Source organism: Streptomyces sp. CLV115 (genome assembly GCF_038448545.1).
GTDB lineage: Bacteria > Actinomycetota > Actinomycetes > Streptomycetales > Streptomycetaceae > Streptomyces > Streptomyces sanglieri.
In genome coordinates this window covers 48,564-75,089 of record NZ_JBCEWQ010000026.1, presented here as the reverse complement: position 1 = coordinate 75,089, position 26,526 = coordinate 48,564, and the positions used below count along the sequence as shown (strand labels likewise).

29 protein-coding genes are annotated in these 26,526 nt (G+C 69.4%); 6 read left to right on the top strand and 23 right to left on the bottom strand.

What is annotated here, in order from left to right; translation table 11 throughout:
* The 4 genes from AADR41_RS12655 to AADR41_RS12640 all read right to left on the bottom strand — a co-directional run.
* Positions 1–222, bottom strand: a 222-nt coding sequence (locus AADR41_RS12655) for a hypothetical protein (protein ID WP_342281460.1), incomplete at its 3' end; no start/stop codon positions are given.
* Between the two features lie 258 nt (positions 223–480).
* Complete coding sequence (locus AADR41_RS12650; RefSeq protein WP_072486732.1) at positions 481–804, bottom strand: STAS domain-containing protein; 324 nt, start codon at positions 802–804, stop codon at positions 481–483.
* 236 nt (positions 805–1,040) lie between these two features.
* Positions 1,041–1,889, bottom strand: a complete 849-nt coding sequence (locus AADR41_RS12645; protein ID WP_124716351.1) for a 3-hydroxyacyl-CoA dehydrogenase family protein — start codon at positions 1,887–1,889, stop codon at positions 1,041–1,043.
* 162 nt (positions 1,890–2,051) lie between these two features.
* Positions 2,052–2,693: a TetR/AcrR family transcriptional regulator gene (locus AADR41_RS12640; protein WP_342281459.1), complete on the bottom strand. Its 642-nt coding sequence runs from the start codon at positions 2,691–2,693 to the stop codon at positions 2,052–2,054.
* An 82-nt stretch (positions 2,694–2,775) separates the two neighbouring features.
* Here AADR41_RS12640 and AADR41_RS12635 point away from each other — a divergent pair, with 82 nt between their 5' ends.
* From AADR41_RS12635 to AADR41_RS12625, 3 genes are all read left to right on the top strand, one after another.
* Positions 2,776–3,558 carry an ABC transporter ATP-binding protein gene (locus AADR41_RS12635; RefSeq protein ID WP_342281458.1) on the top strand — a complete coding sequence of 261 codons (783 nt, stop codon included), beginning with the start codon at positions 2,776–2,778 and terminating at the stop codon, positions 3,556–3,558.
* Between the two features lie 72 nt (positions 3,559–3,630).
* The gene (locus AADR41_RS12630; protein ID WP_342281457.1) at positions 3,631–4,380 is read left to right on the top strand and encodes an ABC transporter permease; all 750 of its coding nucleotides are present in this window, start codon (positions 3,631–3,633) and stop codon (positions 4,378–4,380) included.
* A 13-nt stretch (positions 4,381–4,393) separates the two neighbouring features.
* Positions 4,394–4,966: a cob(I)yrinic acid a,c-diamide adenosyltransferase gene (locus AADR41_RS12625; RefSeq protein ID WP_259931864.1), complete on the top strand. Its 573-nt coding sequence runs from the start codon at positions 4,394–4,396 to the stop codon at positions 4,964–4,966.
* 33 nt (positions 4,967–4,999) lie between these two features.
* Here the strand turns inward: AADR41_RS12625 and AADR41_RS12620 are convergent, their stop codons facing one another.
* The gene (locus AADR41_RS12620; RefSeq protein WP_342281456.1) at positions 5,000–5,551 is read right to left on the bottom strand and encodes a hypothetical protein; all 552 of its coding nucleotides are present in this window, start codon (positions 5,549–5,551) and stop codon (positions 5,000–5,002) included.
* Between the two features lie 152 nt (positions 5,552–5,703).
* Here AADR41_RS12620 and AADR41_RS12615 point away from each other — a divergent pair, with 152 nt between their 5' ends.
* The 3 genes from AADR41_RS12615 to AADR41_RS12605 all read left to right on the top strand — a co-directional run bounded on the left by AADR41_RS12615 (position 5,704) and on the right by AADR41_RS12605 (position 9,602).
* On the top strand, positions 5,704–6,900 hold the full coding sequence (locus AADR41_RS12615) for a sensor histidine kinase (protein ID WP_342281455.1): 1,197 nt from the start codon (positions 5,704–5,706) through the stop codon (positions 6,898–6,900).
* On the top strand, positions 6,897–7,550 hold the full coding sequence (locus AADR41_RS12610; RefSeq protein ID WP_342281454.1) for a response regulator transcription factor: 654 nt from the start codon (positions 6,897–6,899) through the stop codon (positions 7,548–7,550). Before AADR41_RS12615 ends, AADR41_RS12610 begins: the two co-directional genes overlap by 4 nt.
* Before the next feature lie 174 nt (positions 7,551–7,724).
* Positions 7,725–9,602, top strand: coding sequence for a glycoside hydrolase family 18 chitinase (locus AADR41_RS12605; protein ID WP_342281453.1), 1,878 nt, complete (start codon positions 7,725–7,727; stop codon positions 9,600–9,602).
* A gap of 199 nt (positions 9,603–9,801) precedes the next feature.
* Here the strand turns inward: AADR41_RS12605 and AADR41_RS12600 are convergent, their stop codons facing one another.
* From AADR41_RS12600 to AADR41_RS12515, 18 genes are all read right to left on the bottom strand, one after another.
* Positions 9,802–10,248, bottom strand: coding sequence for a DUF2550 domain-containing protein (locus AADR41_RS12600; RefSeq protein ID WP_342281463.1), 447 nt, complete (start codon positions 10,246–10,248; stop codon positions 9,802–9,804).
* A gap of 141 nt (positions 10,249–10,389) precedes the next feature.
* Positions 10,390–10,764 (bottom strand): F0F1 ATP synthase subunit epsilon, encoded by a 375-nt coding sequence (locus tag AADR41_RS12595; RefSeq protein WP_148839239.1) that lies wholly within the window; start codon positions 10,762–10,764, stop codon positions 10,390–10,392.
* A 111-nt stretch (positions 10,765–10,875) separates the two neighbouring features.
* Complete coding sequence (gene atpD / locus AADR41_RS12590; protein ID WP_342281452.1) at positions 10,876–12,318, bottom strand: F0F1 ATP synthase subunit beta; 1,443 nt, start codon at positions 12,316–12,318, stop codon at positions 10,876–10,878.
* Positions 12,318–13,232, bottom strand: a complete 915-nt coding sequence (locus tag AADR41_RS12585; RefSeq protein WP_317862146.1) for a F0F1 ATP synthase subunit gamma — start codon at positions 13,230–13,232, stop codon at positions 12,318–12,320. Before AADR41_RS12585 ends, atpD begins: the two co-directional genes overlap by 1 nt.
* 3 nt (positions 13,233–13,235) lie before the next feature.
* Positions 13,236–14,807: a F0F1 ATP synthase subunit alpha gene (gene atpA / locus AADR41_RS12580; protein WP_124716362.1), complete on the bottom strand. Its 1,572-nt coding sequence runs from the start codon at positions 14,805–14,807 to the stop codon at positions 13,236–13,238.
* Between the two features lie 138 nt (positions 14,808–14,945).
* Positions 14,946–15,761 (bottom strand): F0F1 ATP synthase subunit delta, encoded by an 816-nt coding sequence (locus AADR41_RS12575; protein ID WP_342281451.1) that lies wholly within the window; start codon positions 15,759–15,761, stop codon positions 14,946–14,948.
* Positions 15,758–16,306, bottom strand: coding sequence for a F0F1 ATP synthase subunit B (locus tag AADR41_RS12570; protein ID WP_342281450.1), 549 nt, complete (start codon positions 16,304–16,306; stop codon positions 15,758–15,760). The genes AADR41_RS12575 and AADR41_RS12570 overlap by 4 nt, the downstream gene beginning before the upstream one ends.
* A gap of 38 nt (positions 16,307–16,344) precedes the next feature.
* Positions 16,345–16,572, bottom strand: coding sequence for an ATP synthase F0 subunit C (gene atpE / locus AADR41_RS12565; protein WP_030386954.1), 228 nt, complete (start codon positions 16,570–16,572; stop codon positions 16,345–16,347).
* A 72-nt stretch (positions 16,573–16,644) separates the two neighbouring features.
* A complete protein-coding gene (gene atpB, locus AADR41_RS12560) occupies positions 16,645–17,481 on the bottom strand; it encodes a F0F1 ATP synthase subunit A (protein WP_342281462.1) in 837 nt (278 codons plus the stop codon).
* A 210-nt stretch (positions 17,482–17,691) separates the two neighbouring features.
* Complete coding sequence (locus tag AADR41_RS12555; protein ID WP_342281449.1) at positions 17,692–18,129, bottom strand: hypothetical protein; 438 nt, start codon at positions 18,127–18,129, stop codon at positions 17,692–17,694.
* A 262-nt stretch (positions 18,130–18,391) separates the two neighbouring features.
* On the bottom strand, positions 18,392–19,804 hold the full coding sequence (locus AADR41_RS12550) for an MraY family glycosyltransferase (RefSeq protein ID WP_342281448.1): 1,413 nt from the start codon (positions 19,802–19,804) through the stop codon (positions 18,392–18,394).
* A 120-nt stretch (positions 19,805–19,924) separates the two neighbouring features.
* The gene (locus AADR41_RS12545) at positions 19,925–21,190 is read right to left on the bottom strand and encodes a serine hydroxymethyltransferase (RefSeq protein WP_342281447.1); all 1,266 of its coding nucleotides are present in this window, start codon (positions 21,188–21,190) and stop codon (positions 19,925–19,927) included.
* A gap of 160 nt (positions 21,191–21,350) precedes the next feature.
* Positions 21,351–21,992, bottom strand: a complete 642-nt coding sequence (locus AADR41_RS12540; RefSeq protein WP_342281446.1) for an arsenate reductase/protein-tyrosine-phosphatase family protein — start codon at positions 21,990–21,992, stop codon at positions 21,351–21,353.
* The gene (locus AADR41_RS12535) at positions 21,989–22,636 is read right to left on the bottom strand and encodes an L-threonylcarbamoyladenylate synthase (RefSeq protein WP_342281445.1); all 648 of its coding nucleotides are present in this window, start codon (positions 22,634–22,636) and stop codon (positions 21,989–21,991) included. Before AADR41_RS12535 ends, AADR41_RS12540 begins: the two co-directional genes overlap by 4 nt.
* A gap of 64 nt (positions 22,637–22,700) precedes the next feature.
* Positions 22,701–23,546: a peptide chain release factor N(5)-glutamine methyltransferase gene (gene prmC, locus AADR41_RS12530; protein ID WP_266912138.1), complete on the bottom strand. Its 846-nt coding sequence runs from the start codon at positions 23,544–23,546 to the stop codon at positions 22,701–22,703.
* A gap of 41 nt (positions 23,547–23,587) precedes the next feature.
* A complete protein-coding gene (gene prfA, locus AADR41_RS12525; RefSeq protein ID WP_342281444.1) occupies positions 23,588–24,664 on the bottom strand; it encodes a peptide chain release factor 1 in 1,077 nt (358 codons plus the stop codon).
* 155 nt (positions 24,665–24,819) lie between these two features.
* Positions 24,820–25,044, bottom strand: coding sequence for a 50S ribosomal protein L31 (gene rpmE / locus AADR41_RS12520; protein WP_019764351.1), 225 nt, complete (start codon positions 25,042–25,044; stop codon positions 24,820–24,822).
* Between the two features lie 142 nt (positions 25,045–25,186).
* Positions 25,187–26,290 (bottom strand): LCP family protein, encoded by a 1,104-nt coding sequence (locus AADR41_RS12515; protein ID WP_342281443.1) that lies wholly within the window; start codon positions 26,288–26,290, stop codon positions 25,187–25,189.
* Positions 26,291–26,526: the final 236 nt, after the last annotated feature.

The window sequence follows — 26,526 nt, the reverse complement described above, 5'->3', positions numbered from 1 at the left end:
GGGCTGCTCCCCCGGCGGGCACAGCTCGACCTCGCTGCCGTCGATCGGGTTGACGGTGAGGAGGTAGTCGCCCGATATGAGCCTGACGACGCGGGCCGGCGGCGTCGGCCGGTCGGGCTCCGGGGTCAGCTGGTCGCGGGCCGGCCGTCTGCGGCCGGGCCCCTCGCCGGAGCCGCCGTTGTCCCGGCCGTACTCTTCCGGTCCCCGGTGTGTCGGGTCCATCGCCAAAGCCCCCAGACGCGTCGCGCACGATTGCCCCTCCGGCCTCGCACGCCCCGCTGTCGCTTCCGGTCCGGTGTCCGCCCGGTGGGATCGTCAATCGGCGGACGGCCGAACCCTAGACGGTCGCACGGTGTCCCGTCACAGTCGGGGGGGTCACGCCGCCCGAAGCGCACGTTCTCGTGCGGATTGTGCGCTTTTGCCCGTGGCGTGCGCCCGGGCGCGCGGGCCCGGCCCGATCCGGACGAGAGGCCCCGGGGTCTAGACGCGGGGCAGCGAGTCCGCGGCGATGCCGCCCTCGATGGCCAGGATGCGGTGCAGCCGGGTCGCCACCAGCAGGCGCTGCATCTGCGGCGGCACGCCGCGGAGCACCAGTCGCCGCCCGGCCCGGCCGGCCCGGCGGTGTGCGCCCATGATGACGCCGAGTCCGGTGGCGTCCCAGGAATCCAGCTCGGTCAGGTCGAGCACCAGGTCGCCGACGCCGTCGTCGAGGGCCGAGTGCAGGGCCGTACGGGCGTCCGCCGCGCTTCGGACGTCGAGGCGGCCCCCGACGACCAGCTCGGCGTGGTCGCCCCTGATGTGCATATGCGCTCCCCTGTAATGCTCCGTAGCAAGGTTCGTCTGTCTGTTCTGTCTCTGCCACAACTGACTGCGGCAGAGACAGGGAAGTTGCCGTCTGTAAGCGAACCGATACCGAATTCACCCCGTGGGGTGACCGCGGAACTGCGGGGGTCCGCCCGGATCCATTGGTTCCGGGAGACTCCCCTCGTGCCTCCGGGCCCGATCGACGGCAGATCAGGCAACCGGAGGACCGAAAACGATCAGTACGTGTAGAAGCCCTGCCCGCTCTTGCGGCCGATGTCACCTGCATCCACCATCCGGCGCATCAGCTCCGGCGCGGCGAACTTCTCGTCCTGCGACTCGGTGTAGATGTTGCCGGTGGCGTGCAGCAGGATGTCGACGCCGGTCAGGTCCGCGGTGGCGAGCGGTCCCATGGCGTGGCCGAAGCCCAGCTTGCAGGCGATGTCGATGTCCTCGGCCGAGGCGACGCCCGACTCGTACAGCTTGGCGGCCTCGACGACGAGCGCCGAGATCAGCCGGGTGGTGACGAAGCCGGCGACGTCGCGGTTGACGACGATGCAGGTCTTGCCGACGGACTCGGCGAACTCCCGCGCGGTGGCGAGGGTTTCGTCGCTGGTCTTGTAGCCGCGGACGAGTTCGCAGAGCTGCATCATCGGGACCGGCGAGAAGAAGTGCACACCGACGACGCGCTCGGGGCGCTCGGTCACGGCCGCGATCTTGGTGATCGGGATGGCCGAGGTGTTGGAGGCGAGCACCGCGTCGTCCCGGACGATCTTGTCGAGTGCCCGGAAGATCTCGTGCTTGACCTCCAGCTTCTCGAAGACGGCCTCGACGACGACATCCGCGTCGGCGACCGCGTCGAGGTCGGTGGTGGTCGTGATGCGGGCGAGCGCGGCCTCGGCGTCGGCCGCGTCCAGCTTGCCCTTGGAGACGAACTTGCCGTACGACGCCTCGATGCCGTCACGGCCACGGGCCAGGGCCTCGTCGGTGACATCACGCAGCACCACGTCCCAGCCCGCCTGGGCGGAGACCTGCGCGATGCCGGACCCCATGAGTCCGGCTCCGATGACGGCGAGCTTCCTGGCCACGTCTGCACCCCTTGGTTTCTGTTCGCCTCTGCAGCTGGTCCCTGCACGGCCCTCAACGGTTTTTCATATGCTCTCCGGCGGAGATTAGTACCCGTGAGGGGCGCTGGGGCCGTGAAGAGATGCGCGTCACGTCTCACATGACGGACATCACACCGGCACCCCTCATTCGGTGGCGCGCCGGGCGTAGTTGAGGACCTTTTCGCCGAGCAGCTCCTCGATGTCGTCGAGCAGGACGAGCGCGTCCCTGGACACCTCGCCCGCCCTGCGGCCGGCCACCATCTCGCGGCCGATGTACGCCATGAGCGTGCTGTACACCCAGGCGAGCTGACCGGCCACCAGAACCGGCGCCGGGTCTCCCGGCTCCGCCCCGGACTCCTCCTGGAGCGTCGCCTCCAGATGCCGGAGAACCTCCTGCTGTACGTGCCAGAGGCGGGCCTTGAGTCCGTCCGCGCCCTCGATGACCCGCATGAAGCGTTCGTAACCCTCCATCAGGCCGACGGTGGGCGAGACGCCCTCGACCTGGATGCGCAGTTCGCGCAGGACGGCGTCGGCCGCGGACTCGCCCCGGTCCCGGCCCCGGACGTACCGCGAGAGACGGTCGACGATGCCCTGACTGCGGTCGAGGAAGAGGTCCTCCTTGGTCGGGAAGTAGTTGTAGACCGTGTTCACCGAGACGTCGGCGGCGCGGGCGATCTCGGCGATCGTGACCGCGTCGAAGCCCTGCTCCAGGAAGAGACCGGTGGCCACGTCCGAGAGGTGCTGTCTGGTCTGGCGCTTCTTGCGCTCCCTGAGTCCCTCAGCCATGGCCCCATCGTAGGGCGCTCCTGGGGTTCCTCAATATTTGGTGTCATTGCAATTTTTAAGTGACTCTGATTTTGTGGTCACTATGCCAATCATCAGCACGGCCGGGCTCGCCCGGACCTTCGACACCAGGACCGGTCCGGTGGAGGCCGTACGTTCCATCGACATGACGGTCGCGGCCGGCGAGATCGTCGGACTCCTCGGCCCCAACGGTGCGGGCAAGACCACCACCCTGCGCATGCTCACCACGCTGCTCGCCCCCACCGGCGGCGCGGCCACCGTCGCCGGTCACGATCTGCTCGCCGACCCCGCGGGCGTACGGGAGAAGTGCGGGTACGTGGCCCAGTCGGGCGGCGTCGACCCCCAGATCAGCGTCCGGGAGGAGCTGGTCACCCAGGGCCGGCTCTACCGGCTCGGCAAGGCGGCGGCAGCGTCCCGGGCCGCGGAACTCGCCGCCGAACTGGGTCTTTGCGAGCTGCTCGACCGGAAGACGGCGACGCTCTCCGGGGGCCAGCGCCGGCGGCTGGACATCGCGCTGGGGCTCACCCACCGCCCGGCGGTGCTCTTCCTCGACGAGCCGACCACCGGGCTCGACCCGGGCAGCCGCACCGACCTGTGGGAACTGGTGCGCCGGCTGCGGGACACATACGGCACGGCCGTCGTGCTCACCACCCACTACCTCGACGAGGCCGACGCGCTCGCGGACCGGCTCGTCGTGGTCGACGACGGCCTGGTCGTGGCCGAGGGCACACCGGCCGCGCTGAAGTCCCGGTACGCGGGCTCGCCCGCCGCCTCCCTCCAGGAGGCGTTCCTCGCGATCACCGGCCGCTCCCCCGCGCCGGTCGACGCCGCACCCCTCGCCGTCTAGAGGACGCGCGGCCCCGGCCGCCGAACCGCCGGGCCACGCATCACCGAACCGCCGAACCGCTGAAGGAATCCGATGCTTCTCCACGACACCGCGCTCGTCTTCGGGCGGTACGCCCGGCAGACCCTGCGCTCGAAGTTCCAGATCCTCTTCGGCATCCTGATGCCGCTGCTCTACCTGCTCTTCTTCGGTCCGCTGCTCACCGGGCTGCCGCTCGGTTCGGCCGGCGACTCCTGGCAGGTCCTGGTCCCCGGGCTGCTGCTCCAGCTCGGCCTCTTCGGCGCCTCGTTCGCCGGGTTCGCCATCATCATCGACAAGTCGACCGGGGTCGTGGAGCGGATGCGGGTGACCCCGGTCAGCCGGCCGGCGCTGCTCCTGGGCCGGGTCCTGCGCGATGCGCTGCTCTTCATGTTCCAGGCGGTGCTGCTGGTGCTCACCGCCCTGGTCATGGGGCTGCGCGCCCCCCTGCCCGGGGTGCTGATCGGCTTCGCCTTCGTCGGTCTGCTGACCGTCTCGCTGGCCTCGCTCTCGTACGCCCTGGCCATGAAGGTCGGCAGCCCGCAGGAGTTCGGTCCGGTGATCAACTCGCTCACCATGCCGTCCATGCTGCTGTCCGGCCTGATGCTCCCGATGACGCTGGGCCCCGGCTGGTTGGATGTGCTCTCGCACCTCACGCCGTTCCGCTACCTCGTGGACGCGGTGCGGGACGCGTACGTGGGGTCGTACACCACCGCGCACATGCTGTACGGGGTGCTGGTCTCGCTCGGCTTCGCGGCGGTCTCCGTGACAGCCGGCACGCGCGTCTTCCGGAGAGCGGGCGTCTGACTAGGCTGGCCGCATGGTCAATCTGACACGCATCTACACGCGCACCGGCGACCAGGGCACCACCGCCCTCGGCGACATGAGCCGGACCGCCAAGACCGATCTGCGGATCTCCGCCTACGCCGACGCCAACGAGGCCAATGCCGTCATCGGGACCGCGATCGCGCTCGGGCAGCTCCCCGAGGACGTCGTGAAGGTCCTCGTCCGTGTGCAGAACGACCTGTTCGACGTGGGCGCGGACCTGTCGACCCCGGTGGTCGAGGACCCGAAGTACCCGCCGCTGCGGGTGGAGCAGAGCTACGTCGACAAGCTGGAGGCGGACTGCGACCACTTCCTGGAGCAGCTGGAGAAGCTGCGCAGCTTCATCCTGCCTGGCGGCACGCCCGGTGCGGCGCTGCTGCACCAGGCGTGCACGGTGGTCCGGCGCGCGGAGCGGTCCACCTGGGCGGCGCTGGAGGTGCACGGCGAGGTGATGAACGCACTGACCGCGACGTACCTCAACCGGCTCTCCGACCTGCTGTTCATCCTCGCGCGGACCGCGAACAAGGAGGTCGGCGACGTGCTGTGGGTGCCGGGCGGCGAGCGGTAGCCGTCCCGGCCCGCGGACCGGGACGGCCCGGGGTCAGCTCGACGGCCCCGGGCCCGGCGCCGTCTTCGGGAACAGCGTGTAGCTCCCCGCGATGATCACGTTGAGCCCGATCACGAACAGCATCTTCTGCTGCCAGGCCTGCAACGACGACACATCGCCGTCCCCGCCCACGTACCAGACGGCCGCCTGGAGCAGCGCCAGCGCCGTCGCCGCCGCGACCGTCCAGCGCGCCGCGGCCTTCCACTCGTGCACCGCGCGCGCCATGCCGTACTTCGGCGGCTTCACCGGCGGCGGCCCGTCCGCGAAGCGGTGCGCGACCCGGGAGTCGACCCAGCGGATCGTGGAGTGGCCGAGCCCCACCGTGAAGCCGATGTAGACCGCGGCCAGCCCGTGCTTCCAGTCGGGCTGCGCCCCGTTCTTCAGGTCGATGGCGGTCACCACCAGCAGTACGACCTCCAGCAGCGGCTCGCACAGCAGCACGGCCGCGCCCAGCCCCGGCTTCTTCGCCCAGTACCGCAGCGCGAGCCCCGCGGCCAGCAGCACCCAGAAGGCGACTTCGCAGAGCACGATCAGCGTGACGATCACGGCACTTCTCCTTCCCGTTCCCCTCCAGCGTCCCGGCCGCGCCGCCCCGATTCGTCGTCTGCGATGACGAACCGCGACTGCATCCTTCGATGTACTCGCGCCTCGCCCCTGGTACGGACGTCCGGGCGCGGGCCGCCGTGTTGGATGGGAGGGTGCTCTCCCTTCCCCGGCCGCACCGCCACGACGTGCTCCTGGCGGTCATCGGTCTCCTCGGCGGCTTCGTCCTGTGGGCGCTCGGCCTGAGCCTCCAGGGCAACCGGGCCTTCGCCGCCCCGTGGGTCTCCCTGCTGCCGCTCGCCGTCATGTCGGCGCTCGAACTGCTGCGCCGGACCGCCCCGCAGACGGCCCTGGTCATCGGCACGCTCGCACTGGTCGCGGACCAGTTCACGGTCGGGAACCTGGCGACGGTCCTGATGTTCACGGACCTCATGTACGCGGCCGTGCTGTACGGGACGCCGTCCGCCGCCCGCCGCATCCCGGTGACCACGTTCCTGATCACGATCGCGATCACCATCGGGTTCCTGGCCTGGTTCCGCAACGCCCAGGCACTGCTCATCGGCGTCGTCACCGCAATGGTGTCGTTCCTGCCCGCCCTCACCGGTGTCAGCGTCCGCAACCACCGCGACGCCGCCGAGACGGCCCGGCTGCACGCCGAACAGACCGCGCTGCTGGCCGAGATGGACCGGGCCCAGGCGGTGACCGCCGAGCGCACCCGGATGGCCCGCGAACTCCACGACATGGTGGCCAACCACCTCTCCGCGATCGCCATCCACTCCACCGCCGCGCTCTCCATCGACGACCCGGCCACCTCCCGCGACGCCCTGGGGGTGATCCGGGAGAACAGCGTCGACGGGCTCGCCGAGATGCGCCGGCTGATCGGGCTGCTGCGCACCGGGGGCAACGCGCTGGAACCGGCCGCCTCCCCCACTCTCGCCTCGCTGGACGCACTGATCGAGCAGACCCGTACGAACGCCGCTTCCAGCGGGCTGACCTGCACGTTCGAGGACACCCGGACCGAGGCCTGCACACTGCCCACGCCGGTCGAGCTGGCCGCGTACCGAATCGTCCAGGAATCCCTGACGAACGCGCTCAAGCATGCCGCCCCCGGCCCGGTCACGGTGCGGATCGGGCAGGTGGGGCAACTGCTCACGGTGGAGGTCAGCAGCGTGTTCGGGGAGCGCCCCGGGCCGCGCGCACCCGGCTCCGGGGCCGGTCTGGTGGGGATGCGGGAGCGGGTGGCGTTGCTGGGCGGCACGATCGAGGCCGCCCCCTCGGCCACCGGCAGCGGTACGAAGATCTGGCGGGTACGGGCCGAACTGCCCGTGGAGGAAAGGGTGTCGGGGACATGAGGATCCGGGTTGTGGTCGCCGAGGACCAGTCGGCCGTACGGGCGGGACTGGTGCTCATTCTGCGCAGCGCCCCCGACATCGAGGTCGTGGGCGAGGCCGGGGACGGCGAGGAGGCGGTGCGGCTGGCCCGCGAGCTCCGGCCGGACCTGGTGCTGATGGACATTCAGATGCCGCGGCTGGACGGGGTGTCGGCGACCGGGCAGGTGGTGGCCGAACGGCTCGCGGACGTACTGGTGCTGACCACGTTCGACCTGGACGAGTACGTCTTCGGGGCGCTGCGGGCGGGGGCCGCCGGCTTCCTGCTGAAGAACACCGACGCACGCGATCTGCTGGACGCCGTACGGACGGTGGCGCGCGGCGAGGGGCTGATCGCCCCGGCCGTGACGCGCCGGCTGATCGCCGAGTTCGCCGGGGCCTCTCCCGTACCGGCGGTGAACGAACCCGACCCCTCGGTGCTCGACGTGCTCACCCGGCGGGAGCGGGAGGTTCTGGGCTGTCTCGGCGAAGGTCTGTCCAATGCCGAGATCGCGGTCCGGCTCTCCATGGCGGAGGCGACGGCGAAGACCCATGTGAGCAGGCTGCTGGGCAAGCTGGAGCTGCGCAGCCGGGTCCAGGCGGCCGTACTGGCACAGGAGTTGGGGATCCGGTGACCCACCGGTAGGGCATGTTCCATGGTCTGGACCTCTTGACGATTGGTCCAGACCTTCCTAATCTCACCGAGCACACTGCGGTGAGCACGCCATGACAAGGCGCGCTCAGGGCGGCGCAGGGTTTGCAGTCGACGGACCACCCCCGTTTGTCCGGACCTCACCCGAGGAGCACCGTTGAGCACTGAAACCCCCCTACGCCGGACCCGATTCAGATTCGGGACCGGCAGAGCCACCAGATCAAGAGCGGTAGCGGGCCTCACCGCGCTGCTGCTCCCGCTCGCCGCGATGGTCGGCCTGGCCTCCCCCGCCGAGGCCGCCACCTCGGCGACCGCCTCGTTCGTCAAGAAGTCCGACTGGGGCAGCGGCTTCGAGGGCCAGTGGACGGTGAAGAACACCGGCACCACCGCCCTGTCCTCCTGGACCATCGAGTGGGACTTCCCCTCCGGCACCGCGGTCGGCTCCGCCTGGGACGCCACCGTCACCAGCTCCGGAACCCACTGGACCGCCAAGAACCTCGGCTGGAACGGTTCGGTCGCCCCCGGCGCCTCCGTCAGCTTCGGCTTCAACGGCACCGGCCCCGGCGCCCCCACCGGCTGCAAGCTGAACGGCGCCTCCTGCGACGGCGGCAGCGTCCCCGGCGACAACGCCCCCTCGGCACCGGGCACCCCCACCGCGAGCGCCGTCACCGACACCTCGGCCAAGCTGAGCTGGACCGCCGCGACCGACGACAACGGCGTCAAGAACTACGACGTGCTGCGGGACGGCACGGTCGTCTCGACCGTCACCGGCACGACGTACACGGACTCCGGCCTCAAGGCCGGCACCGACTACTCGTACACCGTGCAGGCCCGTGACACCGCCGGCCAGACCGGCCCGGTCAGTGGCGCCGTCAAGGTCCGCACCACCGGCGGGGGCGGCAACCCCGACCCCGGCACCGGCGGCAAGGTCAACCTCGGTTACTTCACCGACTGGGGCGTCTACGGCCGGAACTACCACGTCAAGAACCTGGACACCTCGGGTTCCGCCGCGAAGATCACGCACATCAACTACGCCTTCGGCAACGTCCAGGGCGGCAAGTGCACCATCGGTGACTCCTACGCCGACTACGACATGGCGTACACCGCCGACAAGTCCGTCGACGGCGTCGCCGACACCTGGGACCAGCCGCTGCGCGGCAGCTTCAACCAGCTGCGCAAGCTCAAGGCGAAGTACCCGAACATCAAGGTGCTGTGGTCCTTCGGCGGCTGGACCTGGTCCGGCGGCTTCGGTGAGGCCGCGAAGAACCCGGCCGCGTTCGCCGACTCCTGCTACAAGCTGGTGGAGGACCCCCGCTGGGCCGATGTCTTCGACGGCATCGACATCGACTGGGAGTACCCCAACGCCTGCGGCCTGACCTGTGACACCAGCGGCCCGGCCGCACTGAAGGGCCTCACCTCGGCGCTGCGCTCGAAGTTCGGCAGCAACAACCTGGTGACCGCCGCCATCACCGCCGACGGATCCGACGGCGGCAAGATCGACGCCGCCGACTACGCCGGCGCCGCCCAGTCCCTGGACTGGTACAACGTGATGACGTACGACTTCTTCGGCGCCTGGGACGCGAAGGGCCCGACCGCCCCACACTCCCCGCTCACCGCCTACGACGGCATCCCGAAGGCCGGCTTCAGCTCCGCCGACGCCATCGCCAAGCTGAAGGCCCAGGGCGTCCCCGCGTCCAAGCTGCTGCTCGGCATCGGCTTCTACGGCCGCGGCTGGACCGGCGTCACCCAGGCCACCCCCGGCGGCACCGCCACCGGAGCCGCCCCCGGCACCTACGAGGCCGGCATCGAGGACTACAAGGTCCTCAAGAACAGCTGCCCCGCGACCGGCACCGTCGCCGGCACCGCGTACGCCCACTGCGGCACCAACTGGTGGAGCTACGACACCCCCGCCACCATCGCGTCCAAGATGACCTGGGCCAAGGGCCAGGGCCTGGGAGGCGCGTTCTTCTGGGAGTTCAGCGGCGACACCGCCAACGGTGAGCTCGTCGGAGCCATCAACAGCGGTCTGAAGTAACCCCCACGGTCTGAAGCAGGCCGCCCGGTCCGAAGCCCCCACCAGCACCGTGCGGCACCCCGGAAAGCAACCGGGGAGACGGGTCCGCCCCCCGTCTCCCCGGTTTTCCCATGTCTGGGCCACGTTGACCCGCCGGCCGGGCGGAGCGAGCCGCCCCTCTGGGCCACGTTGACCCGCCGGCCGGGCGGAGCCCGCCGCTCTAGGCCACGTTGACCCGCTGGCCGGGCGGAGCCGCCTCCAGCCAGGCGAGGAATCCGGTCAGCGCGTCGTCGCTCATGGCCAGCTCCAGGCGGGTCTCCCCGTGAAGGCAGCCGAGCACCACGGCGTCGGAGAGCAGCGCGAGCTCCTCCTCGCCCTCGGGGAGCCGCCGGGCGACCACCTCGATCGCAGAACGCTCCAGGACCCGGCGGGGTCGAGGAGCGTAGGAGAAGACGCGGAACCAATTGATCCGGTCCTCGCTGTACCGGGCCACCCCGTACACCCAGCCCTTGCCCGAGAGATCGGGTTCCTCGGACACGTTCCAGCGCAGGCTGCAGTCGAAGGTCCCGCCGGAGCGCTGAATCAGCCGCCGGCGCAGACCGAAGACGAAGAGTCCAATCAGGACCAGTGCGACGATCAGCCCGCCCACCCACAGCGCGAGGAACATCTCCACCGACCTCCTCGCGTTGTCGAGTAACGGATACCGCCAGAACTACAACCGCACCTGCATCGCCTCAGCCGCGACACGGTCTGGAGGGGTCTCCAGCTCGGGCCGCGGCTGAGGGTAAAGCTACGTGGTCGCGGGGCGCTAGCGCACCGCCACCGCACGCAGTCGCACTTCGGCGCGCCGCTCGGAGGCGGCGTCCGTGTCCGACTTCGCGCGCTCCAGCGCACGCTCGGCGCGCTGGACATCGATCTCGTCCGCCAGCTCCGCGATCTCGGCGAGCAGCGAGAGCTTGTCGTCCGCGAACGAGATGAAACCGCCGTGCACAGCGGCGACCACGGTCCGGCCGTCACTCGTACGGATCGTCACCGGGCCCGATTCCAGCACACCCAGAAGCGGCTGGTGACCGGGCATGACGCCGATGTCGCCGGACGTGGTGCGCGCGACGACCAGGGTGGCCTCGCCGGACCAGACACTGCGGTCCGCGGCGACCAGCTCGACGTGCAGCTCAGCAGCCAAGGGTGGCTCCTCGGGTCACCACCCGGCCGTTCGAGCCGGGTGTTGGGTCAATTCTACGGGGCGTGGTGAGGGGGGCGGGACACACCCCACCCCCCTCGGTGAGCCAGGGGCTCAGGAGACGCCGAGCTCCTTGGCGTTGGCCTTCAGGTCCTCGATGCCACCGCACATGAAGAACGCCTGCTCGGGGAAGTGGTCGTACTCACCGTCGCAGATCGCGTTGAACGCGGCGATCGACTCGTCGAGCGGCACGTCCGAACCGTCCACGCCGGTGAACTGCTTGGCGACGTGGGTGTTCTGCGACAGGAAGCGCTCGACACGACGGGCACGGTGGACAACGAGCTTGTCCTCCTCGCCCAGCTCGTCGATACCGAGGATCGCGATGATGTCCTGGAGGTCCTTGTACTTCTGGAGGATCCCCTTGACACGCATGGCCGCCGCGTAGTGGTCCTCCGCGATGTAGCGGGGGTCCAGGATGCGGGACGTGGAGTCCAGCGGGTCCACGGCCGGGTAGATGCCCTTCTCGGAGATCGGACGGGAGAGAACCGTCGTCGCGTCGAGGTGGGCGAACGTGGTGGCCGGGGCCGGGTCGGTCAGGTCGTCCGCGGGGACGTAGATCGCCTGCATCGAGGTGATCGAGTGACCACGGGTCGACGTGATGCGCTCCTGCAGCAGACCCATCTCGTCGGCCAGGTTCGGCTGGTAACCCACCGCGGACGGCATACGGCCGAGCAGGGTGGACACCTCGGAGCCGGCCTGGGTGTACCGGAAGATGTTGTCGATGAAGAAGAGCACGTCCTGCTTCTGAACATCGCGGAAGTACTCCGCCATGGTCAGACCGGCCAGCGCGACGCGCAGACGCGTGCCCGGCGGCTCGTCCATCTGACCGAAGACAAGCGCCGTCTTGTCGATGACGCCCGAGTCGGCCATTTCCTCGATGAGGTCGTTGCCCTCACGGGTGCGCTCGCCGACACCGGCGAACACCGACACACCGTCGTGGTTGTTGGCCACGCGGTAGATCATTTCCTGGATCAGAACGGTCTTGCCGACACCGGCACCACCGAACAGACCGATCTTTCCACCCTTGACGTACGGGGTGAGCAGGTCGATGACCTTGACGCCGGTCTCGAACATCTCGGTCTTGGACTCGAGCTGGTCGAAGTTGGGCGCCTTGCGGTGGATCGGCCAGCGCTCGGTGACCTCGGCGTTCGCCTCGGGCTTGTTCAGGATCTCGCCGAGGGTGTTGAACACCTTGCCCTTGGTGATGTCACCGACGGGGACCGTGATGCCGGTGCCCGTGTCGGTCACCGCGGCCTGGCGGACCAGACCGTCGGTGGGCTGCATCGAGATCGCGCGGACCAGGCCGTCGCCGAGGTGCTGGGCGACTTCGAGGGTCAGCGTCTTGAGCTTGCCGTCCTCGGCCGGGTCGGCCACCTCGACGGTCAGCGCGTTGTAGATCTCCGGCATCGCGTCGACGGGGAACTCCACGTCGACGACCGGGCCGATGACCCGGGCGACGCGGCCCGTGGCAACGGCCGTCTCAACTGTGGTCGTCATTACTTGTCACTCCCCGCGGTCGCGTCGGCCAGCGCACTGGCACCACCGACGATCTCGCTGATTTCCTGGGTGATTTCGGCCTGGCGGGCCGCGTTGGCAAGCCGGGAGAGCGTCTTGATGAGCTCACCGGCGTTGTCGGTGGCCGACTTCATCGCGCGGCGGCGGGCAGCGTGCTCGGAAGCAGCGGCCTGCAGCAGCGCGTTGTAGATCCGGCTCTCGACGTACCGCGGAAGCAGGGCGTCGAGGACGTCCTCCGCCGACGGCTCGAAGTCGAACAGCGGCAGGATCTCGCCCTTGCCGTCCTCGTCCTTCGTGGCATCGAGACTGAGCGGCAGCATCCGGTCGTCGACCGGGTTCTGCGTCATCATCGACACGAACTCCGTGAAGACGATGTGCAGCTCGTCCACGCCGCCCTCGGCGGTCTCCTGGGTGACCGCCTCGATCAGCGGGGCCGCAGCCCGCTTCGCATCCGCGTACGTCGGGCTGTCGGTGAAGCCGGTCCACGAGTCCGCGAGCTTGCGCTCACGGAAGCCGTAGTAGGCGACACCCTTGCGGCCGATCACATAGGTGACGACCTCCTTGCCCTCGCCCCGGAGCCGCTCGGTCAGTCGCTCCGCGGCCTTGATGGCGTTGGAGGAGTAACCGCCGGCCAGGCCGCGGTCGCTCGTGATGAGCAGGATCGCGGCCCGTGCCGGAGTCTCGGCCTCGGTGGTCAGCGGGTGCTTGGTGGTGGAGCCGGTCGCCACCGCGGTCACCGCACGGGTGAGCTCGGTCGCGTACGGCGTCGATGCCGCCACCTGGCGCTGCGCCTTGACGATGCGCGAGGCGGCGATCATCTCCATCGCCTTGGTGATCTTCTTCGTGGCGGTGACGGAGCGGATGCGGCGCTTGTAAACGCGAAGCTGAGCGCCCATCGATCAGCCCTCGCCCAGGAGCTTGCCGTCCGAGGTCTCGAACTGCTGCTTGAAGGCGGCGACCGCGTCGGCGACCGACTGCAGCGTGTCGTCGGACATCTTGGCGCCCTCGGCGATGCTGGTCAGGAGGTCCTTGCGCTCACGGCGCAGGTACTCCAGCAGCTCGCTCTCGAAGCGACGGATGTCCTCGACCGGGACGTCGTCCATCTTGCCGGTGGTGCCGGCCCAGATGGAGACGACCTGCTCCTCGACGGGGTACGGGGAGTACTGCGGCTGCTTCAGCAGCTCGACCATGCGCTTACCGCGCTCCAGCGACGCCTTCGAGGCCGCGTCCAGGTCGGAACCGAAGGCGGCGAACGCCTCCAGCTCGCGGTACTGGGCGAGGTCGACACGGAGACGGCCGGAGACCTGGCGCATCGCCTTGTGCTGGGCGGAACCACCGACACGCGAGACCGAGATACCGACGTTCAGGGCCGGACGCTGGCCGGCGTTGAACAGGTCGGACTCCAGGAAGCACTGGCCGTCGGTGATGGAGATGACGTTGGTCGGGATGAACGCCGACACGTCGTTCGCCTTGGTCTCGACGATCGGGAGGCCCGTCATCGAACCGGCGCCCATCTCGTCGGAGAGCTTCGCGCAGCGCTCCAGCAGACGCGAGTGGAGGTAGAAGACGTCGCCCGGGTAGGCCTCACGGCCCGGCGGACGGCGCAGCAGAAGCGACACGGCGCGGTAGGCGTCGGCCTGCTTCGAGAGGTCGTCGAAGATGATCAGGACGTGCTTGCCCTGGTACATCCAGTGCTGGCCGATGGCCGAACCGGTGTACGGCGCCAGGTACTTGAAGCCGGCCGGGTCGGACGCCGGGGCGGCGACGATGGTCGTGTACTCCAGCGCGCCGGCCTCTTCGAGGGCACCGCGCACGGAGGCGATGGTGGAGCCCTTCTGACCGATGGCGACGTAGATGCAGCGCACCTGCTTGTTCACGTCGCCCGAGCGCCAGTTGTCGCGCTGGTTGATGATGGTGTCGACGGCCAGAGCGGTCTTACCCGTCTGACGGTCACCAATGATCAGCTGACGCTGGCCGCGGCCGATCGGCACCATGGCGTCGACGGCCTTGTAGCCGGTCTGCATCGGCTCGTGCACCGACTTACGGACCATGACGCCAGGGGCCTGCAGCTCGAGGGCGCGGCGGCTGTCGGTCGCGATCTCGCCGAGACCGTCGATCGGGTTGCCGAGCGGGTCGACGACGCGGCCGAGGTATCCCTCGCCGACGCCGACGGAGAGCACCTCACCGGTGCGCTGCACCGGCTGGCCCTCTTCGATGCCGCTGAACTCGCCGAGGACGATGGCACCGATCTCGCGCTCCTCAAGGTTGAGGGCGAGACCGAGGGTGCCGTCCTCGAACTTCAGCAGCTCGTTCGCCATGGCCGAGGGAAGACCCTCGACCTTCGCGATGCCGTCGCCGGCAACGCTGACCGTACCGACCTCCTCGCGCGAGGCCGCGTCCGGCTTGTACGACTGGACAAAGTTCTCCAGCGCGTCCCGGATCTCCTCCGGCCGGATCGTGAGCTCCGCCATCTGGGTTCCCTGCTCTCCTTGTTGGGCCCGAAGTTTCTTAAGGGGGTCTGGGGGCCGACCCCCAGGAATCTTCTGCAATTTCTGCACGGCCCAACCGGGCCGCTGGTCTTGCTCTGTTCTGTTGCTGCGCTGCGTCGGTCAGCCGGCCATGCGCCGGGTCGCCTCTTCGAGGCGCTCCGAGATGGTGCCGTTGATGACCTCGTCACCGACCCGCACCGCGATCCCGCCGAGGACCGTGGGGTCCACGTCGAGGTTCAGGTGCATCGGGCGGCCGTAGATCTTCGCCAGCGCGGCGCCGAGGCGCTCCTTCTGCCGATCGCTCAACGGCACGGCCGAGGTGACCACGGCGACCATGCGCTCCCGGCGGTCCGCGGCCAGCTTCGAGAGGGACTCCAGTCCCTCTTCCAGGCTACGTCCACGCGGCTGGGTGACAAGCCGCGTGACGACGCGCTCGGTGGCGGGCCGCGCCTTGCCGCCGAGCAGGCTGCGCAGCAGCTGCCCCTTGGCGGCGGTGGACGCGGACCGGCTGGTGAGCGCGGCGCGCAGCTCCTTGTCGGAGGCGACGATCCGGCCGAACCGGAACAGCTCGTCCTCGACGTCGTCGAGGTCTCCGCCGCGCTGGGCGGCGGTGAGGTCTGCGATGTTCGCCAGTTCCTCGACCGAGTCGACCAGGTCGCGCGACTGCGACCAGCGGGAGCGGACCATGCCGGAGATCAGGTCGACGGTCTCGCCGCCCACCTGACCGCGCAGCAGTCGTCCGGCCAGCTCCGCCCGGGCCTCGCCGGCCTGCGACGGGTCGGTCAGGACCCGCCGCAGTGAGACCTCGCGCTGGAGCAGCGCCGTCACGGCGGCCAGCTCCTCGGCGAGCTTCGCCGCGTCAACCGACGTGTTGTCGGTCAGCGCGTCGAGCGACTCACGTGCGGCAGCCAGTGCCTCGCGGCTCGCGCCGTTCATCGGACAGCCTCGGCCTTCGCCTCGAGCTCGTCGAGGAAACGGTCGACGGTGCCGCTCTGCCGGGCGTGGTCCTCAAGGGACTCGCCGACGAGCTTGCCGGCCAGGTCGGTGGCGAGCTTGCCCACGTCCTGACGCAGCGCGGAGGCCGCGGCCTTGCGGTCGGCCTCGATCTGGGCGTGGCCGGCAGCGATGATCTCCTCGCGCTGCCGCTGGCCTTCCGCCCGCATCTCCTGCAGGATCACAGCGCCCTGCTCCTGCGCCTCCTGGCGCAGGCGCGCGGCCTCGTGACGGGCCTCGGCGAGCTGAGCCTTGTACTGCTCAAGAACGCTCTGGGCCTCGGTCTGGGCCGCATCGGCCTTTTCGATACCGCCTTCGATGGCCTCACGACGCTCTTCCAGAACCTTGTTGATGTTCGGGAGGAGCTTCTTGGCGAGGAAGCCGAAGACGATGACGAAGGCGATCAGACCGATGACGAGCTCAGGGATCGGCGGAACGAGGGGGTTCTCCACCTCGGCTTCGGCCGCGAGCTGAACCAGGGGGTTCACATCAGTGCCTTTCGTCGGAACGGACTAGTCGCGGTTCGTCAGCTGTAGACGAACGGCATGACCAGACCGATGAGGGCGAGCGCCTCACAGAAGGCGAAGCCGAGGATCTGGTTGGCGCGGATCAGACCGGCAGCCTCGGGCTGACGGGCGAGAGCCTGCGTGCCGTTACCGAAGATGATGCCGACGCCGACGCCGGGGCCGATGGCAGCCAGGCCGTATCCGACGGAGCTGAGGGAACCGGTGACGGCGGCAAGGGTCTGGGACATGCCAGTTCTTCCTTCTCTTTCACGGACCGGTGGGGGTTGGCCACCGGACGACTGGGGGTAAGGGAGGCGCGATCAGTGGTGCTCGGCGACAGCGCCCTGGATGAAGCTGCACGCCAGGAGCACGAAGACGTACGCCTGAACGGCCTGGATGAAGAGCTCGAAGGCCGTCATCACGATGACCATCACGAACGAGACGCCCGCGTAGGCGATACCGATGCCGTTGAGCAGGTACCAGCTGGCGATGGTGAAGAGCAGCAGCAGCGTGTGACCGGCGAACATGTTCGCGAAGAGTCGGACCGCGTGCGTGAAGGGCCGGACGATGACGTTCGAGAAGAACTCGATGACCATGACCATCGGGAGCACCGGGCCGAGCGACTTGTCGTAGCCCGTCAGGTTCTTGAAGCCGCCGACGAAACCGTGGCGCTTGAAGGTGATGCTCATCCAGAGGACGTAGACGATCAGGGCCAGCCCGGCGGGGTACGCGATGACCGACGTCACCGGGAACTGGGCGAGCGGGATGATCGACCAGAGGTTCATCATCCACACGAAGAAGAAGATCGACACCATCAGCGGGACGTACTTCTCGCCCTCGCGCTTGCCGAGCGTCTCGTAGACGATCCCGCGGCGGACGAAGTCGTAGCCGGCCTCGGCGACCATCTGCAGCTTGCCCGGAACGACCTTCGGCTTACGGAAGGCGGCCCAGAAGAAGCCGACGATGATGACCGTACCGAGGAGCGCCAGCAGCATCGTCTTGTTGAAGTAGACGTTGCTGTCCGCGTCACCGAAGATCGGCTCGAACAGGAAAGAGTGCAAGCCAGGACCCGGGAAACCACAACCGGAGAAGATGTGGCAATCGGTCTCGAAGGCGAGCACCTGTGTCGGGTCAGCACTCACCGCGGGCTCCTTCAGCGTGGCGCATAGGTACGGCAACCTCGTTGTGTCGGCGCGGCGCGCAGCCGCGGTTCGGCACTGGACTGGTGTTACGGATGTGTGAGCGGCAGTCAGGCATTGAGCCTCGCGATCGAGCAGGCGTCAGCTCACATGCCCGCGCCCGCAGTGCCGCAGTTGGAACCGGACGATAGCAGGGTCTTGAACCTGCATTTATCCCGCCCCTACCCTTCACGACTTCGAACCCGTGTTCTTGGGCTTTTCCGCCTTGTCGGACTCGGGTTCGACGTAAAGGATCTTGGCCTTCATGTGTGCACGGGTCTGTGCGCCGATCCACACGAGGGTCATCGCGACCAAGGTGATCGCGAACGCCTTCGGGTTGAACATCGTCGTGTTCTTGAAGGCGGCAACAAAGATGAACAACAGGAGAAGCTGAGCCGTATACAGCATCAGCCCCATCGCCTGGAACAGGTGGGGCAGGGACCGCGCGGTCCGTTGCAGGACCAGCAGGCCGATCCCCATGAAGAGGATGACCACGACCGTCGCAACGCCCGCGCCAAGGGCTCCCTTGCCGCCCGCGACACCAGCACTGACCGCGACGGCGACAACGCCGGCGGCAGCGGTGGGTACGGCGGCTTGAAGGAGAGTCCGGACGTCGTTGGACGGCATGGCGGCAGCTCCGCTTGCAGGGGGTGGGCAGTGTGTCGTCATGGACGAGCGTAGGCCCGGTCCGAGTCGATGCCTCGGGCCAATGGACCGTGCTACTCAGGTCCTTCGGCTCCGTCACCGGGCTTCGTGAACGGTATCACAAACTATTTGATGAGGTCTTTACCAAGAAAGTGTGCTTACAGTCACACGTGAGAGTGAATTCGCGCATGTGAGCAAGACAACGCAATTGCTTGTCTGGTATTGCCCCTTGGTGCCCGAATTCTCAACGCGCGGATTCGGCCTTGTCTCTGTCCGAAAAACGCGAACGAGGGCCGATCGCAGTCGCCCCGTTGACGCCGGACACCCCCACGACCACCGGGGTGCGCTCCTGCGACTCGGGCCCCTTCCGCCCCATCGGGGCGTCCGGGGGCCCCTGTTGGGCCTCGGCCTCCGACAGGACTTCCGACGAGGCCTCCGACGACGGCTCCGCCCCGGGCGTCGTCCCGCCCTTGCCCCGGTGCCGGCGGTAGCGGGGCGGTACGAAACGTTCCGCCCAGAACGGGGCCCGCGGGGTGAAGCGGGGCATCAGCAGCAGTACGAGGCCCAGCGTGCTCAGCCCCACGATCACCAGCACGATCCACAGGGACGTCGAGTGCACCGAGTAGCCGACCGCCCCGAAGGCGATCAGGGCCGACCAGAAGTACATGATCAGCACGGACCTGCTGTGCGAATGGCCGATCTCCAGCAGCCGGTGGTGCAGATGTCCGCGGTCCGCCGCGAACGGCGACTGGCCGTTCCAGGTCCGGCGCACGATCGCCAGCAGCAGGTCGGCGGCCGGGATCGCGATGATCGTCAGCGGCAGCAGCAGCGGGATGAAGACCGGCAGCATCGCGTGGGTGGCCTCGCGCTCGCTGCCGGCGAAGAGCTTCATCGTGTCCGGGTCGACCCGGCCCGTCACCGAGATCGCCCCGGCCGCGAGCACCAGGCCGATCAGCATCGAGCCCGAGTCGCCCATGAAGATCCGCGCGGGGTGCATGTTGTGCGGCAGGAAGCCCAGGCACATGCCCATCAGGATCACCGTGAAGAGCGTCGCCGGGGCCGCCGCCTCGATCATGTGCCCGTACCAGAGCCGGTAGGTGTACAGGAAGAACGCGGCGGCGGCGATGCACACCATGCCCGCCGCGAGACCGTCCAGGCCGTCCACGAAGTTGACCGCGTTGATGGTGATGACGACCAGGGCGACCGTGAGCAGCGTGCCCTGCCACTGGGTGAGCGCGACGGTGCCGACGCCGGGGATCGGCAGCCACAGGATCGTCAGACCCTGGAGGACCATGACCGCGGCGGCGATCATCTGCCCGCCGAGCTTGATCAGGGCGTCGATCTCGAACTTGTCGTCCAGCACACCGATCAGCCAGATCAGCGCGGCACCGGAGAGCAGCGCCCGCGGCTCGGTGGAGAGCTGGAAGACCCAGTCGAGGTTGTGGAGGTGGGCCGCGACGATCAGTCCGGCGCACAGTCCGCCGAACATGGCGATGCCACCGAGCCTCGGTGTCGGTTCTCGGTGGACGTCACGCGCACGGATCGCGGGCATCGCCCCGATCGCGATGGCGAACTTACGCACCGGACCGGTCAGCAGATAGGTCACCGCGGCCGTGACACAGAGCGTCAGCAGGTAATCACGCACGGGCTGCCCCATAGATTTCGCCGGCCATCTCAGCCCACACCCTAAACCGTCCGGCAATCACTGACGGCCGCGCTGCACGGGCCTCATGACCGAGGACACGGCGAGCGGGCCGATCGGTTCCACGGCGGACGGCTACCCCGGATAGGGCGGATACCGCTCCGCCAGCTCCCGGACCTCGGCCCGGACGTCGCCCTCCTCGCGCACCGCCGCCCCGAAGAGGGCCGCCAGCCGGGCCATGTCCGCGTCGTCCATGCCCTGGGTGGTGACGGCCGCGGTGCCGAGCCGGATGCCCCGGGCGTCCCCGTACGGCAGCGCACAGGTGTCCAGCACCACTCCCGCCGCCGCCAGCCGGGCCCGGGCGGTGGGCCCGTCGACGCCCAGCGGGGCCGGGTCCGCGACGATCAGATGGGTGTCCGTGCCGCCCGTGGTGACCTCGAAGCCCTCCGCCTCCAGCCCGGCCGCCAGCACCCGGGCATGGGCCACCACCCGATGCGCGTACGTGGTGAACGCCGGGGTGGCCGCCTCGCCGAACGCGACGGCCTTCGCGGCGACGGTGTGCATCTGCGCACCGCCCTGGGTGAAGGGGAAGACCGCCCGGTCGATCCGCTCCGCCAGGTCCGCGCCGCACAGGATCATCCCGCCGCGCGGCCCGCGCAGCACCTTGTGGGTGGTCGCGCAGACCACGTCGGCGTACGGCACCGGGCTCGGCGCCGCGCCGCCGGCGATCAGCCCCATCGGGTGCGCGGAGTCGGCGATGAGATACGCGCCCACCTCGTCGGCGATCTCCCGGAACAGCTCGTGGTCGGGATGGCGGGGGTACGAGATCGAGCCGCTCACGATCGCCTTGGGGCGGTGGGCGCGGGCCAGCGCGCGCACCTGCTCGTAGTCGATCAGGCCGCTCTCCGGGTCCACCCCGTACCCGACGAACTCGAACCAGCGGCCGGAGAAGTTGGCGGGCGAGCCATGGGTGAGGTGTCCCCCGTACGGGAGTCCCATCGCCAGCACCGTGTCGCCGGGGCGGAGCAGGGCGGCGTACGCGGCGAGGACCGCGGAGGAGCCGGAGTGCGCCTGGACGTTGGCGTGCTCGGCGCCGAAGAGCGAGGTGGCCCGGCGGCAGGCGATGCGTTCGGCGGCGTCGGCCTGCTCGCAGCCGCCGTGGTGGCGGGCGCCGGGATAGCCCTCGGCGTACTTGTTGGCGAGCGGTGAGCCGAGGGCGGCGAGTACCGCGGGCGAGGTGAAGTTCTCGGCGGCGGTCAGCTGCAGGGTGGCGGACTGGCGGTGCAGCTCCCCCAGCAGCACGGCGGCGATCTCCGGGTCCTCCCGGCGCAGGGCCTCGAAGTCCTGCGGCAGGGCGGCCCCGGGGGCGGAGGGCGGTGCGGCTGGAGTGGTGACCGGCATCGTTGGGCTCCGGGCCTGGGGAGGGGTGCGCTGGCGTCGGATCCAATGTAGGCCCGCGACGGGCCTCCTGCCCGCTGTGCGGCGCGGTCGTGCACCCGTTGGGCCCCTGCCCTGCCCGGCGGTGCGTACGCCCGTCAGGGTGGCGCGGACGGTCCGCCCGTCAGTGGTCCACGGGTACGCCGGTGAGTGCGGTGACGACCGGGTCGAGGGCCTGGTTGATCTCGTCGCCGATGGAGCGGAAGAACGTGATCGGGGCGCCGTACGGGTCGTACACCTCGTCCGCCTCGGCGGTGGGGGCCAGCAGCCAGCCGCGCAGCGCGGCCGCGGCGCGGACCAGTGCGCGGGCGCGCTCGACGACGCCCTCGTCCCGCGGGTCGGGCAGCGTGGCGGGGTCTATCGCCCGGACCAGCCGGGTGAATTCCTTGAGGGTGAACGTGCGCAGGCCGGCCGAGTGACCCATCGAGATCACCTGCGCGCGGTGGTCGCGGGTGGCGGTGAGCACCAGGTCGGCTCGGATCACGTGCTCGTCGAGCAGTTCCCGGCCGACGAAGCCGGTGGTGTCGGCGCCGAAGTCGGCGAGGACGATCTCGGCGTTGGCCTCCATGGGGGCACCCTCGTGGCCCCAGGTGCCCGCGCTCTCCACGATCAGTCCGCCGCTGAGCGGATCGCCGAGGCGGTCCACCAGGGCATGGCGGGTCAGCCGCTCGGTGATGGGCGAGCGGCAGACGTTGCCGGTGCTGACGTGGAGGATGCGGAAAGTGTCGGCCCGCCCCGCTATGCCACGCCCCTCAGGGGCGGTCAATTGGCCACCTCAAGGTCGGGTACCACCTTGCGGAGCTCCTCGACGGAGAGCGCGCCGGCCCGCAGCAGCACCGGGACCTTGCCGGTCACGTCGACGATCGACGAGGGCACGATGCCCGGCGTCGGGCCGCCGTCCAGGTACACCGAGACGGAGTCGCCGAGCATCTCCTGGGCCGCGTCGCAGTCCTCCGGGGCCGGGTGACCGGTGAGGTTGGCACTGGAGACGGCCATCGGGCCGAACTCCGTCAGCAGCTCGATGGCGACCGGGTGCAGCGGCATCCGGATGGCGACGGTGCCACGGGTGTCCCCGAGGTCCCACTGGAGCGACGGCTGGTGCTTGGCGACGAGCGTGAGGGCACCGGGCCAGAAGGCGTCGACGAGTTCCCAGGCCTGCTCGGAGAAGTCCGTGACCAGGCCGTGCAGGGTGTTCGGGGAGCCGATCAGGACGGGCGTCGGCATGTTGCGGCCGCGGCCCTTGGCGTCCAGCAGGTCGGCGACGCTCTCGGAGCTGAAGGCGTCCGCACCGATGCCGTACACGGTGTCGGTGGGCAGCACGACCAGTTCGCCGCGGCGGACGGCCGACGCGGCCTCACGCAGACCCGTCGTACGGTCGGTCGCGTCGTTGCAGTCGTATCGCCGTGCCATCAGCCGGCCTCCTCAAGCGTGTACGGGTGTCGCGGGTGCGGGTCGTGCGGGTGGTGGCCGCCGGTCACGGCATGGCCTTGCGGGCCGTGGCGAACCGCGGCCGGTTGTTCAGGTCGGGGTGGTCGGCCGCGTCCGCCCAGCCGCGCTCCTCGGTGAAGATCCACGGCACCTGGCCGCCCTGGGTGTCGGCGTGCTCGATGACGACGAGGCCGCCGGGGCGCAGCAGGCGGTGTGCGGTGCGTTCGATGCCGCGGATGGTGTCGAGGCCGTCCTCGCCGGAGAAGAGGGCCATCTCCGGGTCGTGGTCGCGGGCCTCGGGTGCCACGTACTCCCATTCGGTGAGCGGGATGTACGGCGGGTTGGAGATGACCAGGTCGACCTGGCCGTCCAGCTCGGGGAGGGCGGTCAGCGCGTCTCCCTGGTGGACGGTGACCCGGGATCCGTCGGCGTTCTTCCTGGTCCACTCGATGGCGTCGTCGGAGAGCTCGACGGCGTGCACGCGCGAGCGCGGCACCTCCTGGGCCATGGCCAGGGCGATGGCGCCCGATCCGCTGCACAGGTCGACGACGGTCGGCTCGACGACGTCCATCGCGCGTACGGCGTCTATCGCCCAGCCGACGACCGATTCGGTCTCCGGGCGGGGGACGAAGACCCCGGGTCCGACCTGGAGCTCCAGGTAGCGGAAGAAGGCGCGGCCGGTGATGTGCTGGAGCGGTTCGCGGGCCTCGCGGCGGGCGATGGCCTCCCAGTAGCGGGCGTCGAACTCCGCGTCCGGCACCCGGTGCAGCTCGCCCCGCTTGACGCCGTGGACGAACGCGGCGAGTTCCTCCGCGTCGAATCGCGGCGAGGGCACACCGGCGTCGGCCAGCCGCTGGGTGGCCTGGGCCACCTCGGCGAGCAGCAGGTTCATCGCGGTTCTCCGTACGGTTTACGGGCGGGGCGGGGTTTTGCTCAGGCGGCGGCGAGCTTGGCGGCGGAGTCTGCGTCGACACACGCCTGGATCACGGAGTCCAGGTCGCCGTCGAGCACCTGGTCCAAGTTGTACGCCTTGAAGCCGACCCGGTGGTCCGAGATCCGGTTTTCCGGGAAGTTGTACGTACGGATCTTCTCGGAACGGTCGACCGTACGCACCTGGCTGCGCCGTACGTCCGAGGCCTCCTGCTCGGCGGCCTCCTGGGCGGCCGCGAGCAGGCGCGAACGCAGGATGCGCATGGCCTGCTCCTTGTTCTGGAGCTGGCTCTTCTCGTTCTGGCAGGAGGCGACGACACCGGTCGGCAGGTGGGTGATGCGGACCGCCGAGTCCGTGGTGTTGACGGACTGGCCGCCGGGGCCCGAGGAGCGGTACACATCGATGCGCAGGTCGTTGGCGTGGATCTCCACGTCGACCTCCTCGGCCTCGGGCGTGACGAGCACGCCGGCGGCGGAGGTGTGGATGCGGCCCTGCGACTCGGTGGACGGGACGCGCTGCACGCGGTGCACGCCGCCCTCGTACTTCAGCCGGGCCCACACGCCCTGGCCGGGCTCGGTGGCGCCGTTGCCGCCCTTGGTCTTCACGGCTACCTGGACGTCCTTGTAGCCGCCGAGCTCGGACTCGGTGGAGTCGATGATCTCGGTCTTCCAGCCGACGCGCTCGGCGTAGCGCAGGTACATGCGCAGCAGATCTCCGGCGAACAGGGCGGACTCGTCGCCGCCCGCGCCGGCCTTGATCTCCAGGAGCACGTCCTTGTCGTCGCTGGGGTCGCGCGGGACCAGGAGGAGGCGGAGCTTCTCGGTGAGCTCCTCGCGCTGCTTCTCCAGCTCCTTGACCTCGGCGGCGAAGTCGGGGTCGTCGGCGGCGAACTCGCGGGCCGTCTCGATGTCGTCCCCGGTCTGCTTCCAGGAGCGGTACGTCGCGACGATCGGGGACAGCTCGGCGTAGCGCTTGTTGAGCTTGCGCGCGTTCGCCTGGTCGGCGTGGACCGCGGGGTCCGCGAGCTTCTTCTCCAGATCGGTCTGTTCGCCGATCAGTTCCTCGACCGCCTCGAACATCTTCGGGCTCCTGGTTCCTTCACTCGTGCGTGCCTGCTGGACGGCGTGATGCCGGCCGGGCGGGGGTACGGAACGGGGCCGCGTACCCCCGGCCGGAAAAAACGCCGGTCCCGACGCCCCCGCAAGAGGGCGCCGAGAACCGGCGCAGTGGCTCGCTACTTGCTGGCGGAGCCGGCAGCCTTGCCGAAGCGGGCCTCGAAGCGGGCCACACGGCCACCGGTGTCGAGGATCTTCTGCTTGCCCGTGTAGAACGGGTGGCACTCGGAGCAGACGTCGGCGCGGATGGTGCCGCCGTCGATGGTGCTCCGGGTGGTGAACGACGCGCCACAGGTGCAGCTGACCTGCGTCTCGACGTACTCGGGGTGGATGTCGCGCTTCAAGGGTTTCTCCTAGGTTCGGGAGGGCGCCGGGTCGTACGCGCGGATTGCGCGTCCGTGAACCGGGGCCGACGTACCAGTCTGCCAGGACCGGCCGTATCTCCCAAAACCGGGGGCGGGCCGCAACTATTCCCGGCCCGGCCGGTCACCGTACGACGTCGCCCGCGGTGCCCTTGTCGCCCGCCGACTTCTCGGTGGCGGAGGCGGGGATCGCCCTGTCGTGCGCGAGCGCGGTCCACACCTGCCGGGCGGACTCCTCCAGCGGTACGACGCGGTTCGGGTCGGCCGGGTCGTATCCGACGGGCAGGGTGACCATGTGGACGTTCTTCGCGCCCAGCCCCTTGAGGCCGTTCGCGAAGCCGGTGAGCTTCTGGACCGAGCCCAGGTCGGAGTCGGTGGTGATGGTCTTGGTGGCCGTGTCCGCGAGGTCGAACAGGGTCTTCGGGTTGGAGAACACCCCGACGTTCTTGACCTGTTCCATCAGCGCCTTGATGAACGCCTGCTGGAGCTGGATGCGGCCGAGGTCGCTGCCGTCGCCGACGCTCTTGCGGGTACGGACCAGGCCCAGCGACTGCTCGCCGTCCAGGGTGTGGGTGCCGGGTTCGAGCTTCAGATGGCTCTTGGGGTCGTCGATCGCCGCGGTGGTGGTGATCTCCACGCCGCCCAGTTCGTCGATGAGCTTCTTGAAACCGGTGAAGTCGACTTCGAGGTAGTGGTCCATGCGGATGCCGGACATGGCCTCGACGGTCTTGACCGCGCAGGCCGGCCCGCCGACCTCGTACGCCGTGTTGAACATCGCGCGCTGCTGTCCCGCGACGGGCTTCCCGTTCGTGTCGCTGGTGCAGTCGGGGCGGGTGACGAGGGTGTCGCGCGGGATGGAGACGACGGAGGCGGTCTTGTGGCCCTTGTTGATGTGCAGCACCATCGCGGTGTCCGAGCGGGCCGTGCCCTCGTCGGCGCCGTACGCGGAGTTCGCGCCGGACCGGGAGTCCGAACCGAGCACCAGGATGTCCTCGGAACCGTTGTCGATGTTGTCGGGGCGGTCCTTGCCGAGCGCCGCGTTGATGTCGACGGCCTTGAGGTTGCCGTTGAGCTTGACGTAGGCGTATCCCAGTCCGGCTCCACCGACGACCACGGCACCGGCCAGGGTCCAGGCGGCGACGACCGTCGCCCTGCGGCGGCGGGAGGGCTTCTTCCGGCGCTTGCCGGTGGGGCGTATTCGGCCGCCGCTCCCGTTCTGCTCGGTCATGGGTCTCCTTCGGTCGTCAGCTCTCCCCGGCTACCCCCAGCAGCGGTGTTCGGGCGCTGGGCGGTCGGCTTGTCGGTACTGCTTACGACGCCGCGGCACCAAGAAGGGTTGCACAGCCACCCGTTGTGTCCGCGTGAGGACGAAACAGTCATAAAGCATCGGCGAACAGCAGGTGATCCCCCGCTCACCTGCGGTTTCTTGCCCGATGCAGCCATCTCCCCGCCATCCGGCGACAC